This window comes from Youngiibacter multivorans (assembly GCF_017873395.1).
Lineage (GTDB): Bacteria > Bacillota > Clostridia > Clostridiales > Clostridiaceae > Youngiibacter > Youngiibacter multivorans.
On record NZ_JAGGKC010000002.1, the window covers coordinates 117,308 to 141,246 of the forward strand.

Annotated in this window: 24 protein-coding genes; 10 read left to right on the top strand and 14 right to left on the bottom strand. The window is 47.3% G+C overall.

Features of this window, described 5'->3' with window-relative positions; genetic code table 11:
• Positions 1-69: 69 nt before the first annotated feature.
• Complete coding sequence (locus tag J2Z34_RS02150; protein ID WP_209458208.1) at positions 70-1,098, top strand: AI-2E family transporter; 1,029 nt, start codon at positions 70-72, stop codon at positions 1,096-1,098.
• 57 nt (positions 1,099-1,155) lie between these two features.
• Here the strand turns inward: J2Z34_RS02150 and J2Z34_RS02155 are convergent, their stop codons facing one another.
• Genes J2Z34_RS02155 through J2Z34_RS02170 form a run of 4 tightly spaced genes read right to left on the bottom strand, consistent with a single transcriptional unit; the run spans position 1,156 to position 5,040 of the window.
• Positions 1,156-1,836: an ABC transporter ATP-binding protein gene (locus tag J2Z34_RS02155; RefSeq protein ID WP_245250467.1), complete on the bottom strand. Its 681-nt coding sequence runs from the start codon at positions 1,834-1,836 to the stop codon at positions 1,156-1,158.
• 15 nt (positions 1,837-1,851) lie between these two features.
• Positions 1,852-2,364, bottom strand: coding sequence for a hypothetical protein (locus tag J2Z34_RS02160; RefSeq protein WP_209458209.1), 513 nt, complete (start codon positions 2,362-2,364; stop codon positions 1,852-1,854).
• 28 nt (positions 2,365-2,392) lie between these two features.
• Complete coding sequence (locus J2Z34_RS02165; protein WP_209458210.1) at positions 2,393-3,637, bottom strand: ABC transporter permease; 1,245 nt, start codon at positions 3,635-3,637, stop codon at positions 2,393-2,395.
• Entirely contained in the window at positions 3,634-5,040 is a 1,407-nt protein-coding gene (locus J2Z34_RS02170) for a permuted SH3 domain-containing protein (RefSeq protein WP_209458211.1), read from the bottom strand. The genes J2Z34_RS02165 and J2Z34_RS02170 overlap by 4 nt, the downstream gene beginning before the upstream one ends.
• A 301-nt stretch (positions 5,041-5,341) precedes the next feature.
• On the opposite strand from J2Z34_RS02170, the gene J2Z34_RS02175 reads away from it, so the two are divergent.
• The 4 genes from J2Z34_RS02175 (at position 5,342) to J2Z34_RS02190 (ending at position 7,785) form a co-directional block, all read left to right on the top strand.
• Positions 5,342-5,794, top strand: a complete 453-nt coding sequence (locus tag J2Z34_RS02175; RefSeq protein WP_209458212.1) for a DUF2975 domain-containing protein — start codon at positions 5,342-5,344, stop codon at positions 5,792-5,794.
• Positions 5,795-5,804: 10 nt separating this feature from the next.
• Positions 5,805-6,014, top strand: coding sequence for a helix-turn-helix domain-containing protein (locus J2Z34_RS02180; RefSeq protein WP_209458285.1), 210 nt, complete (start codon positions 5,805-5,807; stop codon positions 6,012-6,014).
• An 89-nt stretch (positions 6,015-6,103) separates the two neighbouring features.
• Positions 6,104-7,084, top strand: coding sequence for an SH3 domain-containing protein (locus tag J2Z34_RS02185; protein WP_209458213.1), 981 nt, complete (start codon positions 6,104-6,106; stop codon positions 7,082-7,084).
• Positions 7,085-7,290: 206 nt separating this feature from the next.
• Positions 7,291-7,785, top strand: a complete 495-nt coding sequence (locus J2Z34_RS02190; RefSeq protein WP_209458214.1) for a ferritin-like domain-containing protein — start codon at positions 7,291-7,293, stop codon at positions 7,783-7,785.
• A 100-nt stretch (positions 7,786-7,885) separates the two neighbouring features.
• On the opposite strand, the gene J2Z34_RS02195 is transcribed toward J2Z34_RS02190, so the two are convergent.
• From J2Z34_RS02195 to J2Z34_RS02235, 9 genes are all read right to left on the bottom strand, one after another.
• Positions 7,886-8,803 carry an SDR family NAD(P)-dependent oxidoreductase gene (locus J2Z34_RS02195; protein WP_209458215.1) on the bottom strand — a complete coding sequence of 306 codons (918 nt, stop codon included), beginning with the start codon at positions 8,801-8,803 and terminating at the stop codon, positions 7,886-7,888.
• A gap of 14 nt (positions 8,804-8,817) precedes the next feature.
• Positions 8,818-9,294 (bottom strand): nuclear transport factor 2 family protein, encoded by a 477-nt coding sequence (locus J2Z34_RS02200; protein WP_209458216.1) that lies wholly within the window; start codon positions 9,292-9,294, stop codon positions 8,818-8,820.
• On the bottom strand, positions 9,294-11,039 hold the full coding sequence (locus J2Z34_RS02205) for a phytoene desaturase family protein (protein ID WP_209458217.1): 1,746 nt from the start codon (positions 11,037-11,039) through the stop codon (positions 9,294-9,296). Before J2Z34_RS02205 ends, J2Z34_RS02200 begins: the two co-directional genes overlap by 1 nt.
• Positions 11,040-11,213: 174 nt before the next feature.
• Positions 11,214-12,806: a ClC family H(+)/Cl(-) exchange transporter gene (locus tag J2Z34_RS02210; protein ID WP_245250468.1), complete on the bottom strand. Its 1,593-nt coding sequence runs from the start codon at positions 12,804-12,806 to the stop codon at positions 11,214-11,216.
• 218 nt (positions 12,807-13,024) lie between these two features.
• Positions 13,025-14,098: an oxidoreductase gene (locus J2Z34_RS02215; protein WP_209458218.1), complete on the bottom strand. Its 1,074-nt coding sequence runs from the start codon at positions 14,096-14,098 to the stop codon at positions 13,025-13,027.
• Entirely contained in the window at positions 14,095-14,952 is an 858-nt protein-coding gene (gene speE / locus J2Z34_RS02220) for a polyamine aminopropyltransferase (RefSeq protein WP_209458219.1), read from the bottom strand. The genes J2Z34_RS02215 and speE overlap by 4 nt, the downstream gene beginning before the upstream one ends.
• A 20-nt stretch (positions 14,953-14,972) precedes the next feature.
• Positions 14,973-15,785: an adenosylmethionine decarboxylase gene (gene speD / locus J2Z34_RS02225; protein WP_209458220.1), complete on the bottom strand. Its 813-nt coding sequence runs from the start codon at positions 15,783-15,785 to the stop codon at positions 14,973-14,975.
• A 96-nt stretch (positions 15,786-15,881) separates the two neighbouring features.
• Positions 15,882-16,274 carry an MTH938/NDUFAF3 family protein gene (locus tag J2Z34_RS02230; protein WP_209458221.1) on the bottom strand — a complete coding sequence of 131 codons (393 nt, stop codon included), beginning with the start codon at positions 16,272-16,274 and terminating at the stop codon, positions 15,882-15,884.
• A complete protein-coding gene (locus J2Z34_RS02235; RefSeq protein WP_209458222.1) occupies positions 16,274-17,149 on the bottom strand; it encodes an aldo/keto reductase in 876 nt (291 codons plus the stop codon). Before J2Z34_RS02235 ends, J2Z34_RS02230 begins: the two co-directional genes overlap by 1 nt.
• Positions 17,150-17,307: 158 nt before the next feature.
• Between J2Z34_RS02235 and J2Z34_RS02240 the strand changes: the two genes are divergently transcribed.
• The 5 genes from J2Z34_RS02240 to J2Z34_RS02260 are packed head-to-tail and all read left to right on the top strand — an operon-like array spanning position 17,308 to position 21,802.
• Positions 17,308-18,192 (top strand): efflux RND transporter periplasmic adaptor subunit, encoded by an 885-nt coding sequence (locus J2Z34_RS02240; RefSeq protein ID WP_209458223.1) that lies wholly within the window; start codon positions 17,308-17,310, stop codon positions 18,190-18,192.
• On the top strand, positions 18,192-18,875 hold the full coding sequence (locus J2Z34_RS02245; RefSeq protein ID WP_245250469.1) for an ABC transporter ATP-binding protein: 684 nt from the start codon (positions 18,192-18,194) through the stop codon (positions 18,873-18,875). Before J2Z34_RS02240 ends, J2Z34_RS02245 begins: the two co-directional genes overlap by 1 nt.
• Positions 18,875-20,047, top strand: a complete 1,173-nt coding sequence (locus J2Z34_RS02250; protein WP_209458224.1) for an ABC transporter permease — start codon at positions 18,875-18,877, stop codon at positions 20,045-20,047. Before J2Z34_RS02245 ends, J2Z34_RS02250 begins: the two co-directional genes overlap by 1 nt.
• Before the next feature lie 22 nt (positions 20,048-20,069).
• Positions 20,070-20,744 (top strand): response regulator transcription factor, encoded by a 675-nt coding sequence (locus J2Z34_RS02255; RefSeq protein WP_209458225.1) that lies wholly within the window; start codon positions 20,070-20,072, stop codon positions 20,742-20,744.
• Entirely contained in the window at positions 20,741-21,802 is a 1,062-nt protein-coding gene (locus tag J2Z34_RS02260) for a HAMP domain-containing sensor histidine kinase (protein WP_209458226.1), read from the top strand. Before J2Z34_RS02255 ends, J2Z34_RS02260 begins: the two co-directional genes overlap by 4 nt.
• Positions 21,803-21,858: 56 nt before the next feature.
• Here J2Z34_RS02260 and J2Z34_RS02265 read toward each other — a convergent pair whose 3' ends face one another.
• A complete protein-coding gene (locus J2Z34_RS02265) occupies positions 21,859-23,928 on the bottom strand; it encodes an oxidoreductase (protein ID WP_245250470.1) in 2,070 nt (689 codons plus the stop codon).
• Between the last annotated feature and the right edge of the window lie 11 nt (positions 23,929-23,939).

The following is a 23,939-nucleotide window of genomic DNA, read 5'->3' on the forward strand; positions in this document are numbered from 1 at the left end:
TCCTTTTTTCTTCCCGCTATGATATATATGTTGTATACTTAGAAAAGAAGAACGAAAAGGGGCGATAAGATGTCAAATGCCAAACTTCTTGCGATATCAGTAGTCTGCCTGATTTTAGGGTGGATTCTCATACAGGCTTCACCGGCACTCGTAACGGTTGTAATCGCCATTGTCACAGCTTATCTCCTTAACCCTCTGGTTGACGCTTTGGAGAAAAGGCTCAAAGGAAAACGGAAGCTCGCCATAGGGCTTGTCCTTATAGCATTCCTTCTCATAATGGCACTTATCATAAACCTTATACTGCCTCCTGTGATAAACCAGGCATCACAGTTCGTGAATGAGTATGATACCATAAGCGCGAATCTTGGAAATGCAATCGCAGGAGCTCTGGAATTCCTGAAGGACAGCGGCATCCCAGAATCAGTGCTTGCTGAGGTACAGAACGTCCTGGCTTCGCTTCTTTCATGGCTCGGCTCACAGATAGCAGCAGGTATCTCCAAGGCTCTCGGGTACATATTCGGGATAGTTGACTTGGTACTTGTGGTTATAATGGCGGTTTACTTCCTGTCATCAGGAAAATCAATGGTTAGGAACCTTTACGGCTCATCACCTGAATGGCTTAAGCCAACTCTCAGGAACCTAAGGACCGAGACCCATACCATAATTTGGAGCTATGCCAAGACGCAGCTCATCATAGCAGTAGTGGTAGGAATAGTGTCCACCATAGCATTCATGGTAATCGGGGTGCGTTACTCAGTACTCCTCGGACTACTGAATGGAATCCTGAACTTCATACCGCTCTTCGGGTCCCTTATAGCAGGAGCATTCGCCACAGTCGTCTCTTTGGTTACCGGAGGCCTAACCCAGGCAATCATAACCCTGGGTGCAGTGCTTGTTATACAGCAGACTGAAGGCAACCTCATTACTCCAAAGCTTCAGGGAAAATCCACAGGATTACACCCGGTGTTCATCATGATAATAATCCTTGTTGCAAACGAGATGTGGGGAGTCGCGGGTATGTTCATTGCAGTCCCCCTATTCGGACTAGCAAGGCTCTTCTTCAAGGAAGCTGTCTCCCTCATCGGACAAATGAAATAGGATCAGCAGTTTAAAGAGCCGCTTCTTCCATTGGACATGGAGGAAACGGCTCTTGTTCTATGATTGATATGGATCTATCATGCCATCCTCAACCCTGATTACCCTTTTTGCCCTGGTAGCAATTCCCGGGTCATGGGTAATCATCACGATGGTCTTGCCCTCGTTGTTAAGCTCCATGAAGAAATCCAATATTTCCTCACCCGTCTTCTTGTCCAGGGCACCCGTGGGTTCATCCGCAAGTATCAGCGGACAGCTTCCAACTAGGGCTCTCGCTATAGCCACCCTCTGCTGCTGTCCTCCGGACAGCTGGTTTGGACGGTGATGCTGCCTGTTGCCAAGGCCCACCTTCTCAAGAGTCAATACGGCAGCCTTCTTTGCATCCCTATAGCTCATCCCCCTGTGGAGAAGCGGCAGCGCCACATTATGCAGCGCGTTGTATTTCGCTATCAGGTTGAACTTCTGGAACACAAATCCGATCTTTTCATTCCTGAGCCTTGAGTATACTCTATCAGGCTGGTTGTGGGCGCTTGTACCGTCAATGTAGTATGTCCCGCTGTCGGGCTTGTCAATAAGGCCTATGATATTCATAAGCGTTGTCTTACCGGATCCCGAGGGTCCAAGTATTGCAATGAATTCACCCGGATAGACTGTCAGGGAAACATCCTTCAAGGCGAAAACCTTGTTCTCACCCTTGCCGTAGGTCTTGCTGACATGGCTCATCTCAATTATCGGTTCCATAAGAATACCTCCACATCAGTTCCTTGGTGGCTGGACGATTATCTTCTCAATATTTGTTGTGTTCTCGTAGTAGAATATCTTCAGTGTAGAGCCTTTTGAAAGTTCCTTTAGCGATACCTCTGTCTCAACCGGACCTGTACCAGTGCCTGTGCCAGTCTCCCCTGTACCGCTCTGGGGAACCCTTTTGACCATTGGAGTACCCACCGGTATGAGTATTGTCTTCTCCTCACCTGTATACTCCCTGACTACATCCGCTCCTCCGTTTCCTCTTCTCATCCCGGTGCCTGCTTCTGCTTCTGATTGAATCTCCAAGAGAAGCAAGGTGACCTCATTGCCTGCGATGTCCTTGATCTCTCCGAACAATCCCGGTATCCCGGTGTTGCCAAGGCCCAGCGTCTCTCCTGTAGGGGCCTCAGTAGCAGCAGGTGCTGCAATTCCAACAGGGGCTGCCGGAGCTTCACTGCTGGAACAGCCTGCAGCAATCATTGCGAACGCTGCCAATACAAGTATCATTGATTTATATTTCATGATAATTTCACTCCCATCTTTTATTTATCTATTCGTAGTTAAGTGCGTCTATGGGTTCCAGACCCGAGGCTTTCGCTGCAGGATAGAAGCCGAAGAATATGCCTGTTATCACTGAAAATCCTATACCAAGCAATATTCCATCGATTGATGGCTCAAATGCAAGGTCGGTCATAGACAGAAGCGACGGTGCCGCAAGGCTAAGGACAGCTCCCAGCATGCCTCCGAATACGCTTATCATGGCAGCCTCCAGAAGGAATTCGACCATTATGGTCCTCCTTGATGCGCCGATGCTCTTAAGGATGCCTATTTCCCTGGTTCTTTCCTTTACAGCCACCAGAAGCACATTCATGATTCCTATGCCGCTGACCACCAGCACTATTACTGCTACTGCAAGCAGCAGCGACGACAGTGTCTTTGCTGTTGCCTGGGCAGACTCAAGCACGTTGCCTGCATCAGTCACTGTGTATGCCTCACTCGTTCCTATAGTCTCAAGGATATATTCCTTGATCTCGCTGATAGCAGCATCCACGCTGTTTATGTCCTCAGCCAGGGCTATGTAGCTTACCTGGTTTGCGCTTGAGGCAGTGTTCCTGCTGGTCGTTCCCGATGTGTACTTCACTGCTACATCGTATGGGATGAAGGCCATATCATCCACTGAACCTGAATCAGCCTGGGAGGTAGCTGTCACTCCACCTGAGCCTCCCACCCTGTCGAGAACTCCTATCACCTCGAAGGAGGATCCCTTGATCATGACAGTATCTCCTACAGAACCTTCGATGTCCCCGTCAAACAGGTCACTGGCAATGTTGTTTCCAAGCACCACATACCTTGACCTCATCTGAGAGTCCTCATTTGTTATCATGACTCCGTACAAGACTCTAAGCCTCGTAATTTCGGCATACTCCTCGGTTATCCCCTGGATAGTTATTGAACTGGACATTCCGTTTGCTGCAACATCAGCTACCACCCTTGTAGCCACACCAACGCTCCTTACGTTCATAAGGACCTCCGGCATCATCAGCGCATCATCCTTGGACAGTATTGCAGTCGTTGCGGATGACTGTCCCATGCCTCTGGCTCTTGCTATAGTGATGCTTTCCACAGATAGCCTGCTATACTGCTCTGATACTGCAGTCTCTCCAGCTTTTCCAATACCAACCACCAGGATTATCGTCAGGGTTCCTATTATGATTCCAAGAGAAGTCAAAAATACCCTGAATTTGTTGGAAGAAATGCTGAGAAGGACAGATCTCAATATCTCAAGCGGTCTCATTTCACTATACCGCTGGTAACTACTGTCTCACCGACTTCAAGCCCATCAACAACTTCACTTTGCGAACCATTTGTGAGCCCGGCTGTGATGGACCGTTTTTCAATGGTACCGTCCTCTTTCCTGACCTGCACATACTGCTTTCCTTCCTCAATGAATATGGCCTTGTTCGATATGAGAAGGACATTGGTCTTTTCCTTCTTTATGAATGTCACGAACGCGCTCATGCCGTCATAAATTCTTTCATTCGGCTTGTCAAGAACCGAAGTGACCGTGTAAGAAACTATCCCGCTATTGTCTATTTTCGGAACTTCACCTAGCCCGCTTACCTTTCCTTCAAGTCCTATCAGACCCAGAGCTTCGATATTTGCCTTTATAGACTGTCCGGCCTCTAGGTCGGAGATATCTCCCTCGTTGATACTGGCAGTAATGCTCATGACTGAGGTATCTGTTATGGTTATGAAGGCTGAAGCAGAGCTTGTTCCTGATGAGTCTCCAGTCCTTCCGCTTACGAAATCACCTGCCTTGCCGTTGACCAGCACAACCTTCCCTGATATGGGAGAATAAAGCCTGGCCTTTTCAAGGTTTGCATTGGCAGAATCAAGTTTTGACTGGGCGGTGCTCACTCCATATTCCGCATTAGTTACAGAAAGTGATGAAGCTGCAATGCTGTCGTATTTAAGCTTCTGCAGGTCATAGCTCTCCTTAGTGGCTGCCTTTTCAACAAGATATTTTGAATATGCGCTGTCATAGGCTTTTTGAGCTGAAGATAGTGAGGCCTCCGCTGAAAGCCTCGCATTTTCTGCAGCTTCAACCTGTTTCTGTGCTTCTGCCAGCTCAGGCCCTGAAGCTCCAGCAGCAACAGCTTCATCATATGCTGAAGTTGCAGTCAAATGTTCAGCTGACTTTTCATCCAGCCTTGCCTGAGCCGCATCAAGTGCTTCCTTTAACTCGGCATCATCAAACGGTGCCTTGTATTTCGAATACAAGGAATCGAGCTTAATCTTTTCCGATGAAAGCGAGTACTTCCGGCTGCTCACCGCATCATTATAAGTCGCCCTGGCCTTGTCAAGGTCCCTCCTTGCACTTGCAACAGCATCACTTAACTCCGACTCGTCAAGCACCGCAAGGAGCTCTCCTGCCTGAACTGTCTGTCCTGCTACGACCTTCACCTCTGTCAGCTTTCCAGAAATCTCAAAGCTAAGGTTTGCTGATGACATTGCAACCCTTCCGTCGGCATATGAACCAACAACAAGGTTTCCAAGCTTTACCTCCTGTGTGCTTATCTTTGCAGCTGCAGCAACATCATCCGACTTGGTACAGCCTGAAAATACCAGCATAGCTGCAAATGCGGCAATAAGCATTATCTTTTTGGGATTACTCTTTTCCTCAATTAAACTATCCATAAAATGACCACCCTCCACGACCTTTATAACCTTTATTATCATTCTATTGAAAATCAGGATGCTTTGTGTGGGATTTCTGTGGCAATAAAGACATTTGTAACAAATGAATTGCATATTGTCGCTGTTAACTGATTTTTCTCATCTCAAGCGCCTGATAAAGCACTAAGCCATGCTTACAATCAGAGGACTCGCTTAGTTCACAGAAATAATTTATTGATAATCGATAAACTTGTGGTATCCTATATTTAGAAATTAAAAGTGATTTGAAACGAGAAATTCTGATCACAGCGAGGTGCTAAACTTGAAAAAATATTCAACATTATTCCTAAAATCAGCAGTTGTTCTGATGAGCTTGCCTGTACTTGCCCTTTGCGTACTCTGGCTACCTTCATCAGCAGATTATTTCCATTATCCGGTACTCTTCGGACTTTACCTGACTGCATTGTTCTACTTCATTGCCCTCTATCAGACCATGAAGCTTCTTGGATACATCGACAGGAACCTGGCCTTTTCAGACCTGTCCGTAAATGCCCTTAAGAACATAAAGCATTGTGCGGCAGCGATCGCCGTAACCTACTCAGTCATGCTGCCCCTTATTTATCCGATAGCAGATGCTGACGATGCCCCGGGAGTCCTTGCGATTGCGATAATATTCGTATTCGCTTCAGCAGCTGTTGCGGTTTTTTCAGCGGTACTCCAGAGGCTTCTTCGGGATGCCATAGACATCAAGTCAGAAAATGACCTGACGGTTTGAGGTGATAATGATGGCAATAATAATCAACATAGATGTAATGCTGGCGAAAAGGAAGATGAGCGTCACGGAGCTTACAGAGAAGGTCGGTATAACCATGTCCAACCTTTCCATACTCAAAAACGGCAAGGCCAGGGCAATCCGGTTCTCAACCCTTGAGGCAATCTGCAGGGCACTGGACTGCCAGCCTGGAGACATATTGGAATACAGGAAAGAGGACTGAAGATTGTTCACACAATTGCAATCGCTTTGTTATACTGATGTGCAAACCAGATGGTACATTATAGGTGAGAAAACAAAGAAGGTGTGAATATGGTTAGAAAGAGATATATGCTTATTGCATCGCTCGCACTGTCGCTTATATTTGCTGCATCCTGTGCCAACTCACCAGAGCCGAAGCCAACTGATGGAACCCCCACTGAGACAGTGCCATCTGCAACAGTACCTTCGGTCACTGAACCATCCAAAGAGATTCCAATTCTGGAACCTCTGGAGAATCCTGGTGAAAACACATACGACGATATGATTACTGAAGGTACTATAACCACTCTATCCAAGCATTTCGATCTGGACAGTGACGGGACAAAGGAAAAGATAATCCTCGTTGCCCGTGACACCAGACCAGATGCTGCAAGCTCCGAGGTTGTCATGTACTCAGAATTTGAGCTTAAAGTAAATGAATTGATCAGCGTCATGAAGTCTGACGCAATGACCATAGACCTTTTCGAACCTAGGTTCAACATAACAGATATCGATGACACCGACCCTTATAGGGAGATTGCGGTCAGCTGGTACGGGGAGGATGTCTATTCAGGCACCGTCTTCTACAGGTATGATGGAAATAGCCTCACAGAGCTTGGACAAATAGGCGGTTTCTTCGGTAAGTGGTTCGTTGGCGGTGCTGTCGATGATGGTGCAGTTAAGATTGACGGTTCCGGCATAGTCAGGACAATATCACTGAGTTCAATCCTCATGCCATGGTTCTACGATGACGAATATTCTGTTGAGTCTGGTAAACTTGTTCGAATACAGAAGGACATCTACCCGCTTGAGCACAGTGTCACTGTCATAAAGGACCTGACGCTAAGGAACTCAAGGACTGACAATTCTGACGGGATAACTCTCAAGGCAGGTGAATCCTGTGTGATCACTGGTTCAGACAACAAGGAGTGGTTCTCAATAAAGAACAGTTCAGGCGAAACCGGATGGTTCGCTGTAGATGACTACCATATGATAAGAGGAACAGGTCTTCCAGCTGAAGATTACTTCAGCGGGCTTATCAATGCAGGTTAGGAACTTCAATGGCAAGGTTACTGATAAAGTATAGATCTCAAAATTCAAAGGTTTATCTTAATGTGGTATGATGATATTAAGTAATTCATGAAAGAATCCGAATGACTTTCAATCATCATTATTTCAACCTTCAACAAAAGATAGTGCAGGAGTTAATATGTTGCTCCTGACCAAATAGAACTAATTGCTGCGATTAGGAGGGAATTATGGAAAAGGATGAGCAAAGGATCATAGCACAGGCCATACTCAACGAGGTGGAAGGCAATGAATTCTACAGGATGGCCGCAAATGCCACTAAGTCTGAAGAGACTAAAGAGACATTCCTTAGGCTTGCTGCAGAGGAACTGAGCCATGTAAAATACCTTACCGACCTCAGAAAGAAGCTTGGAGAAGGCCTCGACCCATCAATTGAACAGATCATGGACATAGGGCCAGTCCCATCCCCAGACATCTATAAATGGGGAAAAGTAACGGTTGAGGATTCATCGCTTGCACTTTCCGCACTCAGCATAGGCATGAAGCTTGAAAAGGATTCTGTGGATTTCTACAGGGAAGCTAAAGAGAAATCCGAATCAAAGGCAGGCAAGGCCATTTTCGACAAGCTGGTCGAGTGGGAGACCATTCACCTGAATATCCTGGAGCTCCAGCATAAGGCAGTCCAGACCTTCTGGTGGGCAGACCAGGGATTCGCACCATTCTAGAACAAAATTACAAGGCGGCTCGATGAGCCGCCTTTTGCTTTGCCTTTATTTTATTCAGAAGGTTTCATACATTCAGATTGTCCAGGTCTTTAGGTTAACCCTACTTCAGGCCAGTCAGCTGCTTGCTTAACCCATACATCAGCTTTCCCTTTTCACGGTCCATTGCATGCCTGGCAGGTGTCTCCTCCACTGTAAGATGGAAGAATTTGCCGCTTACATCACTCATGGCCGGATCAGCGACAAGGTAATATATAGATTCGCCTGATACCTGAGGGTCACTCAGGAAGGGCCTTATGAAATGGCGGTTGAAGAAGCGATAGAGCCAGCCGTTGCTCATGCCGATATTAGTCTTCACATCCCCTGGATGCATTGCATTTATCGTAACCTTGGTACCCTTAAGCTCATCGTTCATCTCCCAGAGTGTCATCAGCTGAGCTGTCTTTGACGCTCCATAACCCCTGAGCCCGGTATATATTCGCTTTTTCCACCCAAGGTCATCAATATCAAGACCATTGAAGCGGTGGCCTTCCGAATTCACCTGAAGGATCCTTGAGGGAGCACTTTCCTTCATACGTTCAAGCAGAAGGTTTGTCAGAAGGAAGGATGCCAGATGGTTGACGCAAAAGACCTTTTCAAAGCCATCACTGGTATAGGTTGCCTTCGTTGAATGCATACCCGCACAATTTATCAGCACATCAATTCGTGGGTATACCTGAAGTATTCTTTCTGCTGCCCTTCTTACATCCTCCAGGTCACAAAGGTCAGCTACATAGGCATCTGATTGCACACCATAGTCAGATTGCAGCTTAAGCTTAAGCCTTGCCAGTTTTTCAGCATTTCGACTGACCATGACTACATGTGCTTTCCCCTGTGCCAAGCGCTTTACGGCTTCAAGGCCTACACCTGATGTGGCACCGGTGATAACAACGACCTTACCTTCCATCATGGCAGAGCTCTGCTTTTGCGGCAGCTTCCTGTTTTTTAGGAACATCAGTTCATCAGGCAATTCAAAACTCATGGCAGAGAGCCCCCCTATCCAAATTTCCTGGCAAGAAACCTTCGGTACATCTTGTTGAAGCGGGGTATGTTATTGAAAATGTCGCCCCACATATCGTAGTAGTCACGCTGCTCAGCTATCAGCCCCTTGTCATTCAGAGTAAGCCTGGTGCTTCCATATAGGGGCGTGCTCGGATATTTCTTGAACGACATGGTCATGATCCACTCAATCATTATGATATTGTCGCTTTTAAGCACATTCTTAAGCTCCATGCTCAGGCTTTCACACCGTGTTGTAAGTCTCTGACACATGGATTTGAATTCCACAATGCCTTCTACCCTCTGTATCGAATCCTGAAACACAATATTCTCGTCATAGTATGGAAAAAGGTGCGACCAGTCTGTCTTACCCTGTGTATTGTAGGTTTTTGACCAAAGCTGGTAGACGGAATCCACAGACAATGGCTCAAGCGAATTCGATTCCAGGTAGTCCTTGTCATAGTCGATTTCCATCAGACTTCCTCCTTCGGCTTTTTCTTTTTCAGGTCCTTGATTACGGCGTCAGCTGCCAGCTTTCCGGTAAGTATCGCTACAGGGACTCCCGCAGGATTGAATGCCCATTGTCCTGCCTGCTTTATCGTGTCAATCGGTGTCAATACCGACTTGCTGACCTTGAGGAAACGGTATTCTGCAGGAAATGGATTGTTTGCAAAAGACCATCCTGTAAGGGAGCCCTGGGTATTGTTAGTCTTTCCTTCTATGGTAAGTGGTGTGGTAACCACAGTCTTGACTACATGTCCCGAAAGCTCCGGGAAATAACCATCCAGTTCAGCCAATACCATTTCAGTGATTACCTTCTTGAGGTTATCATGGGAATCAAGCTCTGCAATATGCTTAGCCAAACCATAGTCAAACAGGATTGACACTATAAGTGCTGTCTCTCCTGGTGGAGACAAGGATGGATCCCTTAATGCCGGTATTGATATCTCAAAGGTGTTCTGTCTGACATAGGATTTCAGCCAGCTGTAGATTCTTTCCAGATCATCTGTGAAGCGGCCCTTTCCATCTAAGAGGTCTGACAGGGATATACCTGATAACCCTTCTGGAGAAGGTGTATAGAATACATGGGGACCGCTTATGGGCTTGAACCTTTCAGGGCTTTGGTCTGCTATGAAGTATATCGTCAGAACAGAGTCAGCACCCTTCTTTGTGCTGAGGAACTCCTGTTTCTTTGTGACCTCATCCTTCAGCGGAGATTCCGGCCAATTTCCTGCATCTAAGCACTTGTACAGAAGATTGGAATCAGCTGCCCATATCATCTGGTCATATGTGTATTCATTACCTTCTTTGAGCCTGATCTTCCTGTTGTCAGCATCAATATGGACTACTTCCTGTCCGTTAGCGATTTCCCCGTTGTTTTTCCTGATCAGGTCTACCATCTTGTCTACTACGACCTGAGTCGATCCCTTCGGATACTGGTAATCAAGGTAAAGAGAAAAATATGATAACGCGAAAAAGGTCGGTGTGCTTTCAAAAAAGTGCTGTGTTATGATCTGCACCAGCGATTCATTCGAAGTGATCCTTCGGAGATGGTCATTTATCGGCTCAAGCAGCTTCATCGCCTTGCGGATGTTATAAACGAACCTGACAGTCCAGGGCAGAAGCGTCTTGAGCATATACTCATAGTCATAGGGCTTTGACATGAACAGGGGATTCTCAATGCCATACAATACATCCATGTATTCCATGACCTTCTTGATTTCCTTAAGGATAATGTCAATTTCAGGGAGATTTCCTGGATAGGTTTTTTTCAAAAGGTTCCCATAGTCTTCTATGCTTGACTTGTCCTTGAAATCCACATGACTGTCCCCTATGGCGAGCCTTACTGGATTAGGAAGAAACTCTATTTCGAAGCCAAGCTGCTTCATCATGGGCGCAAAAATACCTGAATCGATGATACCCCTTGCACCCTGGTCAACCTGATGCCCATCAATCATGAAAGAACCAAGCAGGCCTCCGTTCTTATTATGCTTTTCGACCAATAGGACCCTGAAGCCGCTTTGGGTCAGGTATGCCGCTGATGTCAGCCCTGCCATCCCAGCCCCGACAATTATGACATTAAAGTGATTATCAGCCAATGCTACCACCTCTTCTGACATGGCAAAGCCTGCAAAAAGCTGCGCCATTCCATTCTGTCTGTCACACTTTTCCATTTCGCCTGTATCTGCCTCAACCGGCAGTTTTGCACGAAATTTCACTAATAATTCAATTATAGATGATATGTGGTTTTTTGTCATGGATAGCAATAAGTTAGGACAGAATCCCATGAATTTTCCACTCGTGAATTTTCCTATGCTGGGTTTTGAGAAAAGAAAGGCAGCAATAAGCCTGGATAGTCCAGTGCTTACTGCTGCCCTGCTGCTGATTTCAAATCATTCATGGAATATTTGCTCACCGCTGCTTCCCCCAAGGATCTTCAATTTTTCCTTCACCTCTGATGCAGAGGTTTCCTCAACAAGCAATGTGATGCAGTCACCGGAATGCAGCAACGTATCCCCTCTCGGAATGATGTCATGTCCTCCCCTTCCAACATTTACGATAAGGCAATTGGGCTCAAGCCCCATATCCCTTATATGCATTCCATCAAGCCTTGAATCCATGAACACCGGGATCTCAATCATCACCTTGTTCTTCTTGTTTCCGGTGAAGGTCTGCCCGCCCTTCTTCAGAAGCCTTTCAAGGAGCGACTCGTATATTGGCTCGGATCTCATGAGGTCAGCAACGACATATGCTGTAAGCGAAATTACGCTGAGTGAAAGCAGATGCGTGAACGACCCCGTCATCTCAGTTATAAGGATGCTTCCGGTAATAGGTGCCCTCACGATTGCAGTGAAATAACCGGCCATGGCAAGTATCACGAAGTTCTTAATGAAAACAGGTTCGACACCCAGTAAATCAGAAAGAAGATTTCCATATGCTCCGCCTGTAAGTGCTCCAAGGACAAGAAGAGGAAAGAATATACCTCCAGGTGCCCCTGAGCCGTAGCATACCATGGTGAAAAGATACTTTATGGCAAGTGCCAGGAGTATGGCATTCACCGTCATGCTGCCTTCCATGAGTGAGTCAAAGATCCCATGACCTCCGCCCAGTGCGGCAGGATAAAGAAACGCCAGTATTCCAGCGAGAATGAATGGTATAAGTATCCTGAAGTTTTTTGGTATGAAGCTCATTTTTCCGTAAGCATCCTGTGACATCAGGATAGACCTGTTGAAAATTACACCGAATACCGCAACTATTATTCCAAGTATTATTATGTACCCGTAATATTCCAGCGGCAGGGCGGTTACCTCGCCAACATGGAAAACAGGAGACAGTCCGAAGAACCTTGCCGAAACAAGGTCTGCTGTCAGTGCTGCCGACATGGCGGAAAGAAGTACAAGCGGTGAGAAATGCCTGTGTACCTCCTCAAGCGAAAACATGACTCCGGCCAGCGGAGCGTTGAACGCTGCCGCAAGACCTGCACTTGCACCGCTTGTTATTAGGTACTTCTCCTCGGTCCTCGTCCTCTTGAAAATCCTTCCAAGCCCCTGTCCTGCTGCAGCTCCAAGCTGGATCGAAGGACCTTCCCTTCCAAGGGACAGTCCGGCGCCTATTGCTACTGCTCCTCCGATGAACTTTCTTGTCACGACCGAAACCCAGTCCATGTCGATCTTTCTTGCAAGCACTGCCTCAACCTGAGGTATGCCGCTTCCGCTTATAAGAGGCTCCCGCCTTATTAGATGCCCTGTAAAAAGCCCTGCAGCAACCAGAGCTAAAAACCAAAGTGCCGATACGGTAAGATTTCCCGATGCTGCTCCAAGGACAAGCTTCCTGAAATCCTCAGCCCTTTCAAGTGCTATCCTGTAAAGTACGACAACCAGGCCCGATGAGACTCCGACTGCTATACCCTGCGCCAGCAGCCTCAGCCTGATGTTCTTCCACATACCAAGTATTCCGCCTGGACTGTTCTTTTCTTCTCTCTCCAAATGAATCACCTTCTCACAATTTTCTCATATGTATAAACACAACATTTATATTATAGACCCATATCCTTCATCCTGCAAAAACCCAATTCATATCCACCCTCACATCATATACATCATCCTTCAAAAGCCCACAGCGCCGCAGGATGCAGAAGGACCCGGTCCCCCGGGTCCTTATTGAAAATATATTTTATATGCATAACACTTACTGGTCTTATTGACTAAATGATTCCGGCCATCTCCGGAAGTCTCCTGAATGCCTTTATAACGAATGGAGCTTCTTCGCTGAAGGCCTTCTCAAGGATCAGGATATCCGTAAGGATCTCCTGCCTTGTGAGATAAGGCTTTGCGCCATGAAGTATGGTCTCACGCATGTGGTCGTATACCCTTCCATAGTCGCCTTCTACAGTGGGGACCCTCTCTTCAGCAGCATTTTCGCCCTCGTAAGTCCTTAGGATTCCGAAGTCCTCAAGACTGTCTTCCCCGAAGCCTTCAGATCCGGGCATGATGTATTCCTTCAGGAACCTTTCCTGCCTGTCTATTTCCTGCTTCACGAAGCTTCCCTTTGTTCCATGTAAAGTCAGCCTTGGATAGGGAATGCCGACAAGGTGGCTGGTCTTGACGACAGCCTTTATCTTCCCGTAGTAAAGTGTAATTTCGAAGGAATCCTCTGGATTCCTCTCCTCCCTCAGGCTCCTTCTCTCATAGATCACAGAGTCAGGAATCCCGAAAAGCATGGTCATCTGGTCCACTGTATGTATGCCAAGTCCGAACAGAGCTCCATCTATATACCAGGTGCCAGGCCTGTAGTCCTCATGCGGCCTGTAATAGTCAAAATGAGACTCAATCTCCACTATCTCTCCAAGCTTTCCAGATTCAATGACGCTCTTTGCTGTAAGTATGTCGCTGTCGAATCTCCTGTTCTGGAATGGCATGGCAACTAGACCCTTTTCCTTTGCAAGCTCCAGCAGCGTCCAGGCTTCATCGAAGCTGGAGCAGAACGGCTTGTCCACAAGCACGTGCTTCCCGGAATGGAGCGCCCTTGTAGCCATGCAGAAGTGAGTATCGGATGGAGTCGCAACCACTACCATGTCAATCTCAGGATCCTCGAGCATCACCAGCTCATCCTCCGTGAATATGATATCAGGATAAGCCTTTATCTCTTCAGCACGCTTTTTGATGCTAGGCAGGACTATGGTCTTGACCCTTATGCCTTCCCTTATGGCAAGATATGGCAGATGATACCTCTGGGCGCTTTTCCCGAAGCCGTAGAAACCTACTACCAGCTCTTTCATATGTTCCTCCCGCCTTCGAGCAGCTCCTTCACATAGTTCGGAAGAGCGAAGGCTCCTCTGTGTATTTCTGTGTTGTAGTATCCTGTCTTAAGACCCAGCCTGTTCCAGCTGTCTGCATCAAGATCCCTTACAGGGTCCAGCTTCTTTGATGCGAAGCCGAACAGCCAGTGTCCTGAAGCATAGGTCGGAATATGGGCCTGGTAGACCGAGGCTATTGGAAAGAACTCAGTGATCCTTGCATGCGCCCTCTGCATCTGCTTCGCATACTCCGGATAGAACGGGCTTTCATGCTGATTTACAAGTATCCCGTCTTCCTTTAGTGCCTTGTGGCAGTTGCCGTAGAACTCCCTGGTGAACAGGCCTTCGCCTGGTCCTATCGGGTCTGTGCTGTCAACTATGATGAGGTCGTACTCATTGACCTTGTCCCTTACGAAGGCAAGTCCGTCCTCAAAGTACAGGTTAACCCTCTTGTCATCAAGGCCTGAAGTTGAGTTCGGAAAATATTCCCTGCATACGTCGACAACAAGCTTGTCGATTTCCACCATGTCTATCCTCTTTATTCCCTTGTACCTTGTGAGCTCCCTCACTGTCCCACCGTCTCCGGCACCGATGACGAGGACGTTCTCGACCTTCGGATTTGTAGCCATGGGCACATGGACGATCATGTCATGGTATATGAACTCATCCTTTTCAGTTATCATTATGAACCCGTCTAAAGTGAAGAACCTGCCAAGGCCCGGGCTCTCAAAGACCTCTATCTTCTGGAAATCACTCTTCCCTGAATATAGCTGCCTGTCTATCCTTACTGAGAATTTGACATCCTCGCTGTGAAATTCTGAAAACCAAAGTTCCATTGTTACCTCCGCTATTTTTTCTAATCCCTTATCTCAAGGTTCTGTCCCATGTATATTTCAATCATCTCTTTCCTCAGACTTTTAACAATATTCTGCTTCTCCTCTTCGGTGAAGTCAGATTCCTTCCTGCTGAAAAGATAGTCGTTAAGGTCAGGCTTCTTCACCATCATCTTGGTGTGGAAGATGTTCTCACCCTTTATATTTACGTCAAGTGTCTCATAGGAGTTTAAAGTATCCTTATCTATGAAGTCCCTTATCGATTCTATGCTGTGGTCTATGAATATCTTCCTTCCGTCCTCAGCCCTGGTAAATCCCCTTACCCTGTAGTCTATAGTTATTATGTCAGAATCAAAGCTTCCGATGAGGTAGTCCAGAGCCTTAAGCGGTGATATGGTTCCGCAGGTCGATACGTCGATATCCACCCTGAAGGTTGAAATGTTATGGTCCGGATGATACTCAGGGTACGTATGCACCGTAAGGTGGCTCTTGTCAAGGTGGCCGGCAACTGATGTCCTTTTTCCGTAGACACCAAGACCTCTGTTGCAGGTCTCATCCACGAGACTCTCCTCCACAGGCTCCTCTGAGATGAGCACGGTTACGCTTGCTCCCTGAGGATCATAGTCCTGCTTTGAAATATTAAGGACATGGGCACCTATTATCCCTGTCACGTTCTCAAGTATCCTCGTCAGTCTTTCAGAATTGAACCACTCGTCAACGTAGCTCAGATAATCAATCTGCTCCTTCTCACTTGACGTGTAGCACACGTCGTATATGTTGAAGCTTAAGGTCTTTGTAAGATTATTGAATCCGAAGAGTTTCAGCTTTCCTGCCATTTGCGCCTCCCATTGTGTAGAATTGCAGCATTTACTCAATTTAACTGCCAAATATGATTATAGGGTATAGAGTCTAAAAAACAAACACGAATCGAACTAGCAGGTCCCGTGCGCAAGAAGCGCAACATCAAGTCCATTCCTGAAGAGCTCATTGTAGGCCCTGCAGGCATCAGGTGTCTTAAGTACCATTACCCTGGCGACGCCGTTATCATTCAGGTAGTCGATGACTGTATCAGGCACTTCAAGCGCCCCATCTGCCCCGTTTCCGATGACAAGTACATCACAGCCGCAATCAAGTACCCTTTCAACCATGGACTCGGTCAAAATATGTCCATGCCTCTCCTTCCATCTCCGTACATCACCAGATATTATCATGATGTCCTTGCCCTTGCCTTTTCTATCGTTTCCACTTCCGGAGTGCTCCTCTCCCTGAACCAAGAACCTGCCCCAAGAATAGTGCTCGATTGGTCCCCTGGGATCGTCAAACATCATTCTCCCTCCCGCTTTTTGGGCCATATTGGGTAGTATTCGAGCTTCCTCGCATGAATCTTGAGGAATTCCTTGTCATCATCCGACATCGGGTATTTCCTAAGGTCATCTATCCTCTCCAGCATGAACCTGAAATGGTCAATGTCTCCCGGAGGTATAAGAGTATGCACACCTTTTTCAATGGCATATTTCATTGCAAGCCTGCCAAGCCTCTCCTCATCCCATATGGTCTTAACCCAGGACTTCGGGAAATCCTTGGTCTCATCCTCGAGATACCTTCTCTTCGCCAGGCTCTTGATTCCTAAGAAACCCTTGTAGGTCTCCTTCACAGCCTCTGAAATCCTATCTCCCCAGCCTGTATTGATCCCCATTGCCCAGTTCATTGGGAACATTACAGTGTCAAAGTCATACATTTCGATTGCCTTCAGGGCAATCTCCTCGCTGTGTGCTGAGAAGCCGATGTTCCTTATCAGACCGTCACGCTTTGCAATCAGAAGAGCTTCCATGACTCCACCAGGTCCGAATGCCTCCTCCAGATCCTCCATCTTTGACAGGGCATGGAGCTGATAGACATCAAACCAGTCAGTCTTGAGTGCCTTGAGTGATAACAGGAGCTCCTCCTGAGCGCCTTCATAATCCCTTTTCATTGTCTTGCAGGCAAGGAACACATCCTTCCTGTATGGTCTTAAGGCAGGTCCAAGTCTCTCCTGAGCTATACCATAGGAGGGAGCGACATCGAAATAGTTGACCTCTCTGTCTATTCCAAAGCTAACATATTCATTGGCTTTCTCCTGCGTCTCACCGTCTACGATTATCCCGCCAAATACAACCGGGCTGACCATAAGGCCTGTCCTTCCAAGCTTATCCCTCTCCATTCACGATCTCCTCCTATAAGAGTAAAAATTCAACTTCCTTATACCCTACATTATAGCATCATGGCCTTATGTTCGGCACCCATGCCAAAAGTTCATCCACAGTTCACACTGACATCCTATACTTTGCCATGTTAATAGAATTTAGGAGGAATCAGATTTTGGATAAGAAGAAAAAGAAGAGATTGAGGAACTGGCTGCTTGTCGCAGCAGGAGCGGCGATAGTGATATTTGTCGGAAGCAGGCTGCTTGCACAGAAGCCTCTGACATATGAGTCGGTCGTTGCAGAGTCAAAGGACATAACCACCTGGTATTCATTCGCAGGCAATATTGAGGCCAACAGCAGGGAAACCATACTGTCTGAAAGGTCTTCAACCATTGACGATATCTTTGTAGCTGAGGGCGAGCTTGTAGCAGAAGGCAAGGACCTTATAAACCCAAGCTCCGGAGACAACCCTGAAGCAGGCATGGATGGGGAGATTGCTGAAATATACGTAGAAGAAAACCAGACCGTATCTCCAGGAACAAAGCTAATGACAATCGTTGACTACACTGACCTTGAGGTAAGCGTGAAGGTTGATGAATATGAGCTTTCTTCCGTAACTGCGGGCAAGGAGGTAAAGGTTTCGGTAAGCGCCATAGACAAGGAGTTTAAAGGAGTCATTGAAAGCATCTCCAAGGAAGGGTCCATAATAAATGGAGTGACCTATTTTCTTGCTGTTGTTAAGCTTGACTATGATGAAGCCCTTAAGGTAGGCATGTCTGCAGAAGTCACCCTTCTGAAGGATGAAGTTAATAATGTCGTCACCCTCCCAATGACAGCCATACAGTTCAATGACGACAATACCGCTTTCGTACTTAAGCAAGGAGCTGAAGGCATCGCAGTTGAGAGCCAGATAACAACCGGTATCAACGACGGAATCCTTGTCGAAATAGTAAGCGGAGTTTCTGACGGTGAAAAGATACTGCTTGGAGAAACAGCAAAAGCCGGAGGCTTCGGTATAGGCAGTGGAATAGGACGAGGGCTTCAGGACGGTGAAAACTGATGAATGAGATTTTAAACATGGAGAACATATCCAAAAGCTACAGCATGGGAGACGAGGATATCGAGGTTCTTCACGGAGTTGACCTAAAGGTTGAGAGAGGAGAGTTCCTTTCCATCCTCGGTCCCTCAGGCTCAGGCAAATCCACGCTCATGAACATAATCGGATGCCTTGATGTACCGTCATCAGGAAAATACACTCTCGCTGGCAATGACACCGGAGAGCTTGACGAGACTGAGCTCTCAAAGGTGAGAAACAGGGAGATCGGCTTCATATTCCAGAGCTTCCAACTTCTTCCGAGGATGACTGCCCTTCAGAATGTTGAGCTTCCGCTCATCTACTCAAGGGTTTCCCTTTCCGAAAGGAAAAGGAGGGCGAAGGCTGTCCTCATCAAGGTCGGACTTGGAGACAAGCTCACAAGCCTTCCAAACCAGCTTTCAGGCGGTCAGCAGCAAAGGGTGGCAATTGCAAGGGCACTTGTGACCGAGCCCTCCATACTTCTGGCAGATGAGCCCACAGGAGCCCTTGACCAGAAAACCGGAACACAGGTAATGGAGCTCTTCGAGGAACTGAATTCGGAAGGCAGCACTATAGTCATGATCACACACGATGTGCATATAGCAAGACATGCGAAGAGAGTGGTCAATATCCTGGACGGTTATCTGTCCGAAGGGAGCATGGTATAATGATATTCGAGAGCATGAGAATGTCCTTTGAGAACATAATAGCTAACAAGCTCCGCTCTTTCCTGACCATGCTTGGCATAGTCATAGGAGTGGCTGCGATAATCGCCCTAATAACCATAGTCCAGGGTGCCACAAGCAGCATTACGGACCAGGTGACGAGCCTGGGTGTGAACAAGGTGACTGTAAACGCCATGGGTACTGCTGTAAAGAAAGGCCTTAACGATGAGGATGTAGGCAGGATAGCGGCACTTTCAAACATTTCAGGAGTGTCCCCCACTGTTTCAAGGAAAATGAGCGTTGCACACGACAGCACCATATTGGATGATGTAATCGTTCAGGGAAACAACGAGGTCTATTTCAAGAATGACGATGGCCTGCTAAAATCAGGCAGGGCGATAAACATACTGGACCTGGAGTCCGGTAACCAGGTGGCTGTCATCGGCTCTGACATAACAAATGAGCTTTTCTATGGGACAAGCCCCATAGGACAGGAGCTCCTCATCGGAGGCAGGACCTACTCCATAATCGGGACCCTGGCACCAGCAAGTGCATTCGGGGCAAGCTCCGTCAACTCCTCGGTCATCATTCCGTACACAACGGCAATGAGGTCCATGGGTATAAGGAACATAACAAGCCTTGACGCTTTTCTTATCGATACTTTGAAAGCTGATGAGACTGTCGTGGAAATCGAAGGTGTACTTGATGCATCCTTCAACTACAAGGAAAATGCATTCAGCGTCTTCAATATGGGCGACATGATAAGCTCGTTCGAGAGCATAACCAGCATGATGACACTGCTTCTGGCAGGAATAGCAGCCATATCCCTTGTAGTAGGCGGCATAGGAATCATGAACATGATGCTGGTTTCCGTAACTGAAAGAAGGTCCGAGATAGGACTGAGGAAGGCACTTGGAGCCACCCCTCTTACCATACAGGCTCAATTCATAATTGAATCCATATTCCTGTCACTTATCGGAGGAGCTGCCGGTCTTGTTGTTGGAGCCCTTATAGCATATCTTGCTGCCGGCTTCATAGGAACAGGCTTCACAATTGCTCCAACCACTGTATATATAGCTCTCGGATTCTCCGCTGCTGTTGGAATACTGTTCGGCTTCATGCCCGCAAGAAAGGCAAGCAGGCTGAATCCTATCGACGCGCTGAGGAGCCTGTGATGATAAAGGTCGGGTGAAAATAATGGTCAACATACTTGTTGCAGAGGACAATGAAAATATAAGGAAGCTGATCGTTACATACCTTGAGTCTGACGGCTACGAGGTACTATCCGCAGCCGACGGGCTGGAGGCCCTCAAGACAATGGACACCGAGTCCATTGACCTTCTTGTCGCTGACATAATGATGCCGGGCATGGATGGTTACGAACTGGTCAAAAGCCTTAGGGACAGCGGCTACACTCTGCCGGTCCTCATGATAACGGCAAAGGATGAATTTGACGACATGAAGCAGGGTTTCGCCTCAGGAACAGACGACTACATGGTGAAGCCCATAGACCTTGATGAGATGCTCCTAAGGGTATCAGCCCTTTTAAGGCGTGCACGGATATCAACTGAGAAGAAGATAACCATCGGAGGCCTGACAGCAGACAGCGAGACGCTTTCAGTATATGGCAGGGAAAAGACTGTAACCCTACCCCTTAAGGAATTCATGCTTCTCTTCAAACTTATGAGCTACCCTGGCAAGATATTCACAAGGCAGGACCTTATGGAAAAGATCTGGGGTCTGGACAACGATACAGAGGAACGCACGGTTGATGTGCATATCAAGAGATTAAGGGAAAAATTCGAGGAAACCCCTGAATTCAGCATCGTGACAGTAAGAGGCCTCGGATACAAGCTGGTAAAGAACGTATGAGAAAATTATTCAGGTTCAAATCTATCTACACCAAGTTTACCCTTCTATTCCTGTTCGTCTGGTGGTTCCTTAATTCCATCACCTTCGCTGTCGTAGCCATGTTCATGAGAAGAACGACCTTCTATGACATGACGAAGGTTCTGCCGGGTCAGTTCCAGGAATTCAGGGAGCTGCATTCCAAGATGAACATAGTCTTCCTCATAAGCGTAGTGATAGGCTCAGGCATAATACTCCTTGCCGTCAAGAGCATCGTGAAGCCGATACAGAAATTATCAGGGGCATCCAAAGAGGTCGCTTCAGGTAACTTCGACATTCAGATGAAGGTGGAAAGCCAGGACGAAATAGGAAGGCTTACTGAAGACTTTAACCTTATGGTTACAGAGCTCAGGAACATTGAACACCTCAGGACTGATTTCGTATCGAACGTATCCCACGAATTCAGGACACCCATAACATCAATAAGAGGCTATGCGAAGCTGATCAAGAACAGGGACCTGAGCAAGGATAAGCATGACGAATATGCGGACATCATAATAAGTGAAAGCGACAGGCTGTCTCAGCTATCATCGAATCTGCTCAAGCTTTCCAGCCTTGATTCAAAGGCCATACCTTCCCAAAGGACGTTGTTCTCCCTTGACGAGGAGATCAGGAAAGTTATACTCCTCTTGGAACCGGAATGGTCCAGGAAGGAACTTGACCTGGATGTGGACCTAGATGACATGAACATAACCGGTGACCGACACCTTCTTTACGAGGTATGGCTGAATCTCATACAGAACGCAGTCAAATTCACCGACAAGGGCGGCAAAATGTCCGTAACTCTGAAAAGGGAAAATGGCAGGGTAATATTCAAGACCCTGAACAAAGGACCTTCCTTTAACAATGAAGAGCTTAAGAGAATATTCGAGCGCTTCTACAAGGGAGACACCTCCCACTCATCAGAGGGCAGCGGACTTGGACTTGCAATTGCCCGTAAGATAATCGAGACACATAACGGCACCATCAAAGCGGACAGCAGGGATGGATTTGTCACATTCACTGTGGAGCTTGAAGAATGATAAAACTGAAGCCAGGAAGAGTCAAAAGAGACTCCCCTGGCTTCATTCATTTAGTATCAGATCATTCTCGCAGCGTCGTATGCATCCCAGACTGCCTTCATTACATTTTCAGGCTTAACCGCATCCCCTATGATATGGACATTATCGGCCTTGATCTCCTCATAAAGGCTGTTGTCGCTAACGTACCCGACTGAGACTATGACATGGTCAGCCTTTACCTGTGACGGCACAGGCATCCCTCCCGGTCCTGCCGCAAACATCAGCTTCGCCCTGTTGTTTATGTTCGGGTAGTTTTTGACAGTTGTGACCACATCTGCAATTCCATTCTCATACTTCGTCACGACAGTTGACTTCATGACATTGACTTTATACAAGTCAATCATTTCCATCAGCATGTTGTAGTTTGCAGCAGAAAGCCCGAAGGAATTGAGTATCGTATCCTGAGCCTCAACCACAGTAACCTTTTTGCCCTTCTTTCCCAGGTCGCAGGCTATCTCTATACCGGTCAGTCCTCCGCCTACTATAAGGATATTCTCTCCCTCAATGTTTCCGTTCATCAGCGTATCTATAGTATAGGTCACGTTCTTCTGGTCGAATCCTTCAGTTGCAAGCTTCTTCTCAAAGGCTCCCGTGGCTACGAATATTTCATCATATCCTGAAGCTTTAATTAGATCCTTGTCAGCATATGAATTAAGGTGGACGTTGACACCAGTATCTTTAACCTGCTTCTCATACCATGTGAGGAGCCTCCTGTCGTCTTCCTTATAGTCAAAGGCTGATGCAGGAATGAACTGTCCTCCGAGCCTTCCTGTCTTCTCATACAGGTCAACCTGGTGTCCTCTAAGCGCACATACCCTTGCTGCCTCCATGCCGCCGATACCACCGCCTACAACCAGTACCTTCTTTGCCTTGTCAGCCTTGCCGATGTCATAGGTGAGCTCCCTGCCGCAGGCTGGGTTCACGGCGCAGGAAATGTCCTTCATCTGGAATATCCTTGACAGGCAGCCGTTGTGACAGCCTATGCATGGCCTGATGTCAGCTTCTTCTCCTGCAAGGAATTTGTTCGCCATGTACGGGTCAGCAAGAAGAGGTCTTCCCATTCCCATCATGTCTATTCCGCCCTCTGCTATCTCCTTGTCAGCAAGAGAGGGATCGTCAAACTTTCCAGCGCAGATCACCGGTATGGAAACGTGCTTCCTCAGGAACTTGACATCCTCAAGGTTGCAGGCCTTGGGCATATATACAGGCGGATGAGGCCAGTACCAGCTGTCGTAGGAGCCGTTGTCGCAGTTCAGCGCATCATACCCGGCATCAGCAAGCATGTTAGCGACCACTATGCTCTCCTCATAATCCCTTCCGAACTCAGTGAATGTCTCTCCTGGCAGAGCTCCCCTGTTGAAGCCCTTCATGTAGCTCTTTACGCTGTACCTTACGGTAACCGGGAAGTCGTTTCCGCATTTAGCCTTAATTGCCTTCACTATCTCAGTCGGGAACCTCAGCCTGTTCTCCAGGCTTCCGCCGTACTCATCTGTCCTGTGGTTGGTATTCTCCATTGTGAACTGGTCCAGGAGATATCCTTCGTGGACAGCATGGACCTCTACTCCATCTATTCCTGCCATCTTGTTGGCAAGTGCTGCATTCGCGAACATCTCGATATAGTCCTTGATCTCAGCTATAGTCATCTCCCTGTTATTATGGGTAGGATCCCATACATTGGGAAGCTCGCTCGGCGCAGGATCCGTATGGTGCATGCTGGACCTGCCTGAAAGTGCTGTGATCTGTACTATTACCTTTGAGCCATACTTGTGGATGCCATCTGCAAGGTACTTCTGCTGCTCGATGTACTTGTAGAAGCCTTCACCCACGTCACCGGGACCATGGCCCTTTGGCAGCCATGCTACAGGCAGAAGTCCCGTTATGATGAGTCCGGTACCGCCCTTTGCGCGTTCGATGTAGTAATCAGCACCATCCTTGGTATAGGCTCCGTTTGGTCCCATGAGCCTTGGGGAAAATACTCCCATGGGCATCATGGCTATGCGGTTTTTCACCTCCATGGAGCCGATCTTTACAGGAGAAAACAATGCAGGATACTTTGACATGATTTCGCCTCTCTTCATATTTCTCATTTCAAACCGAT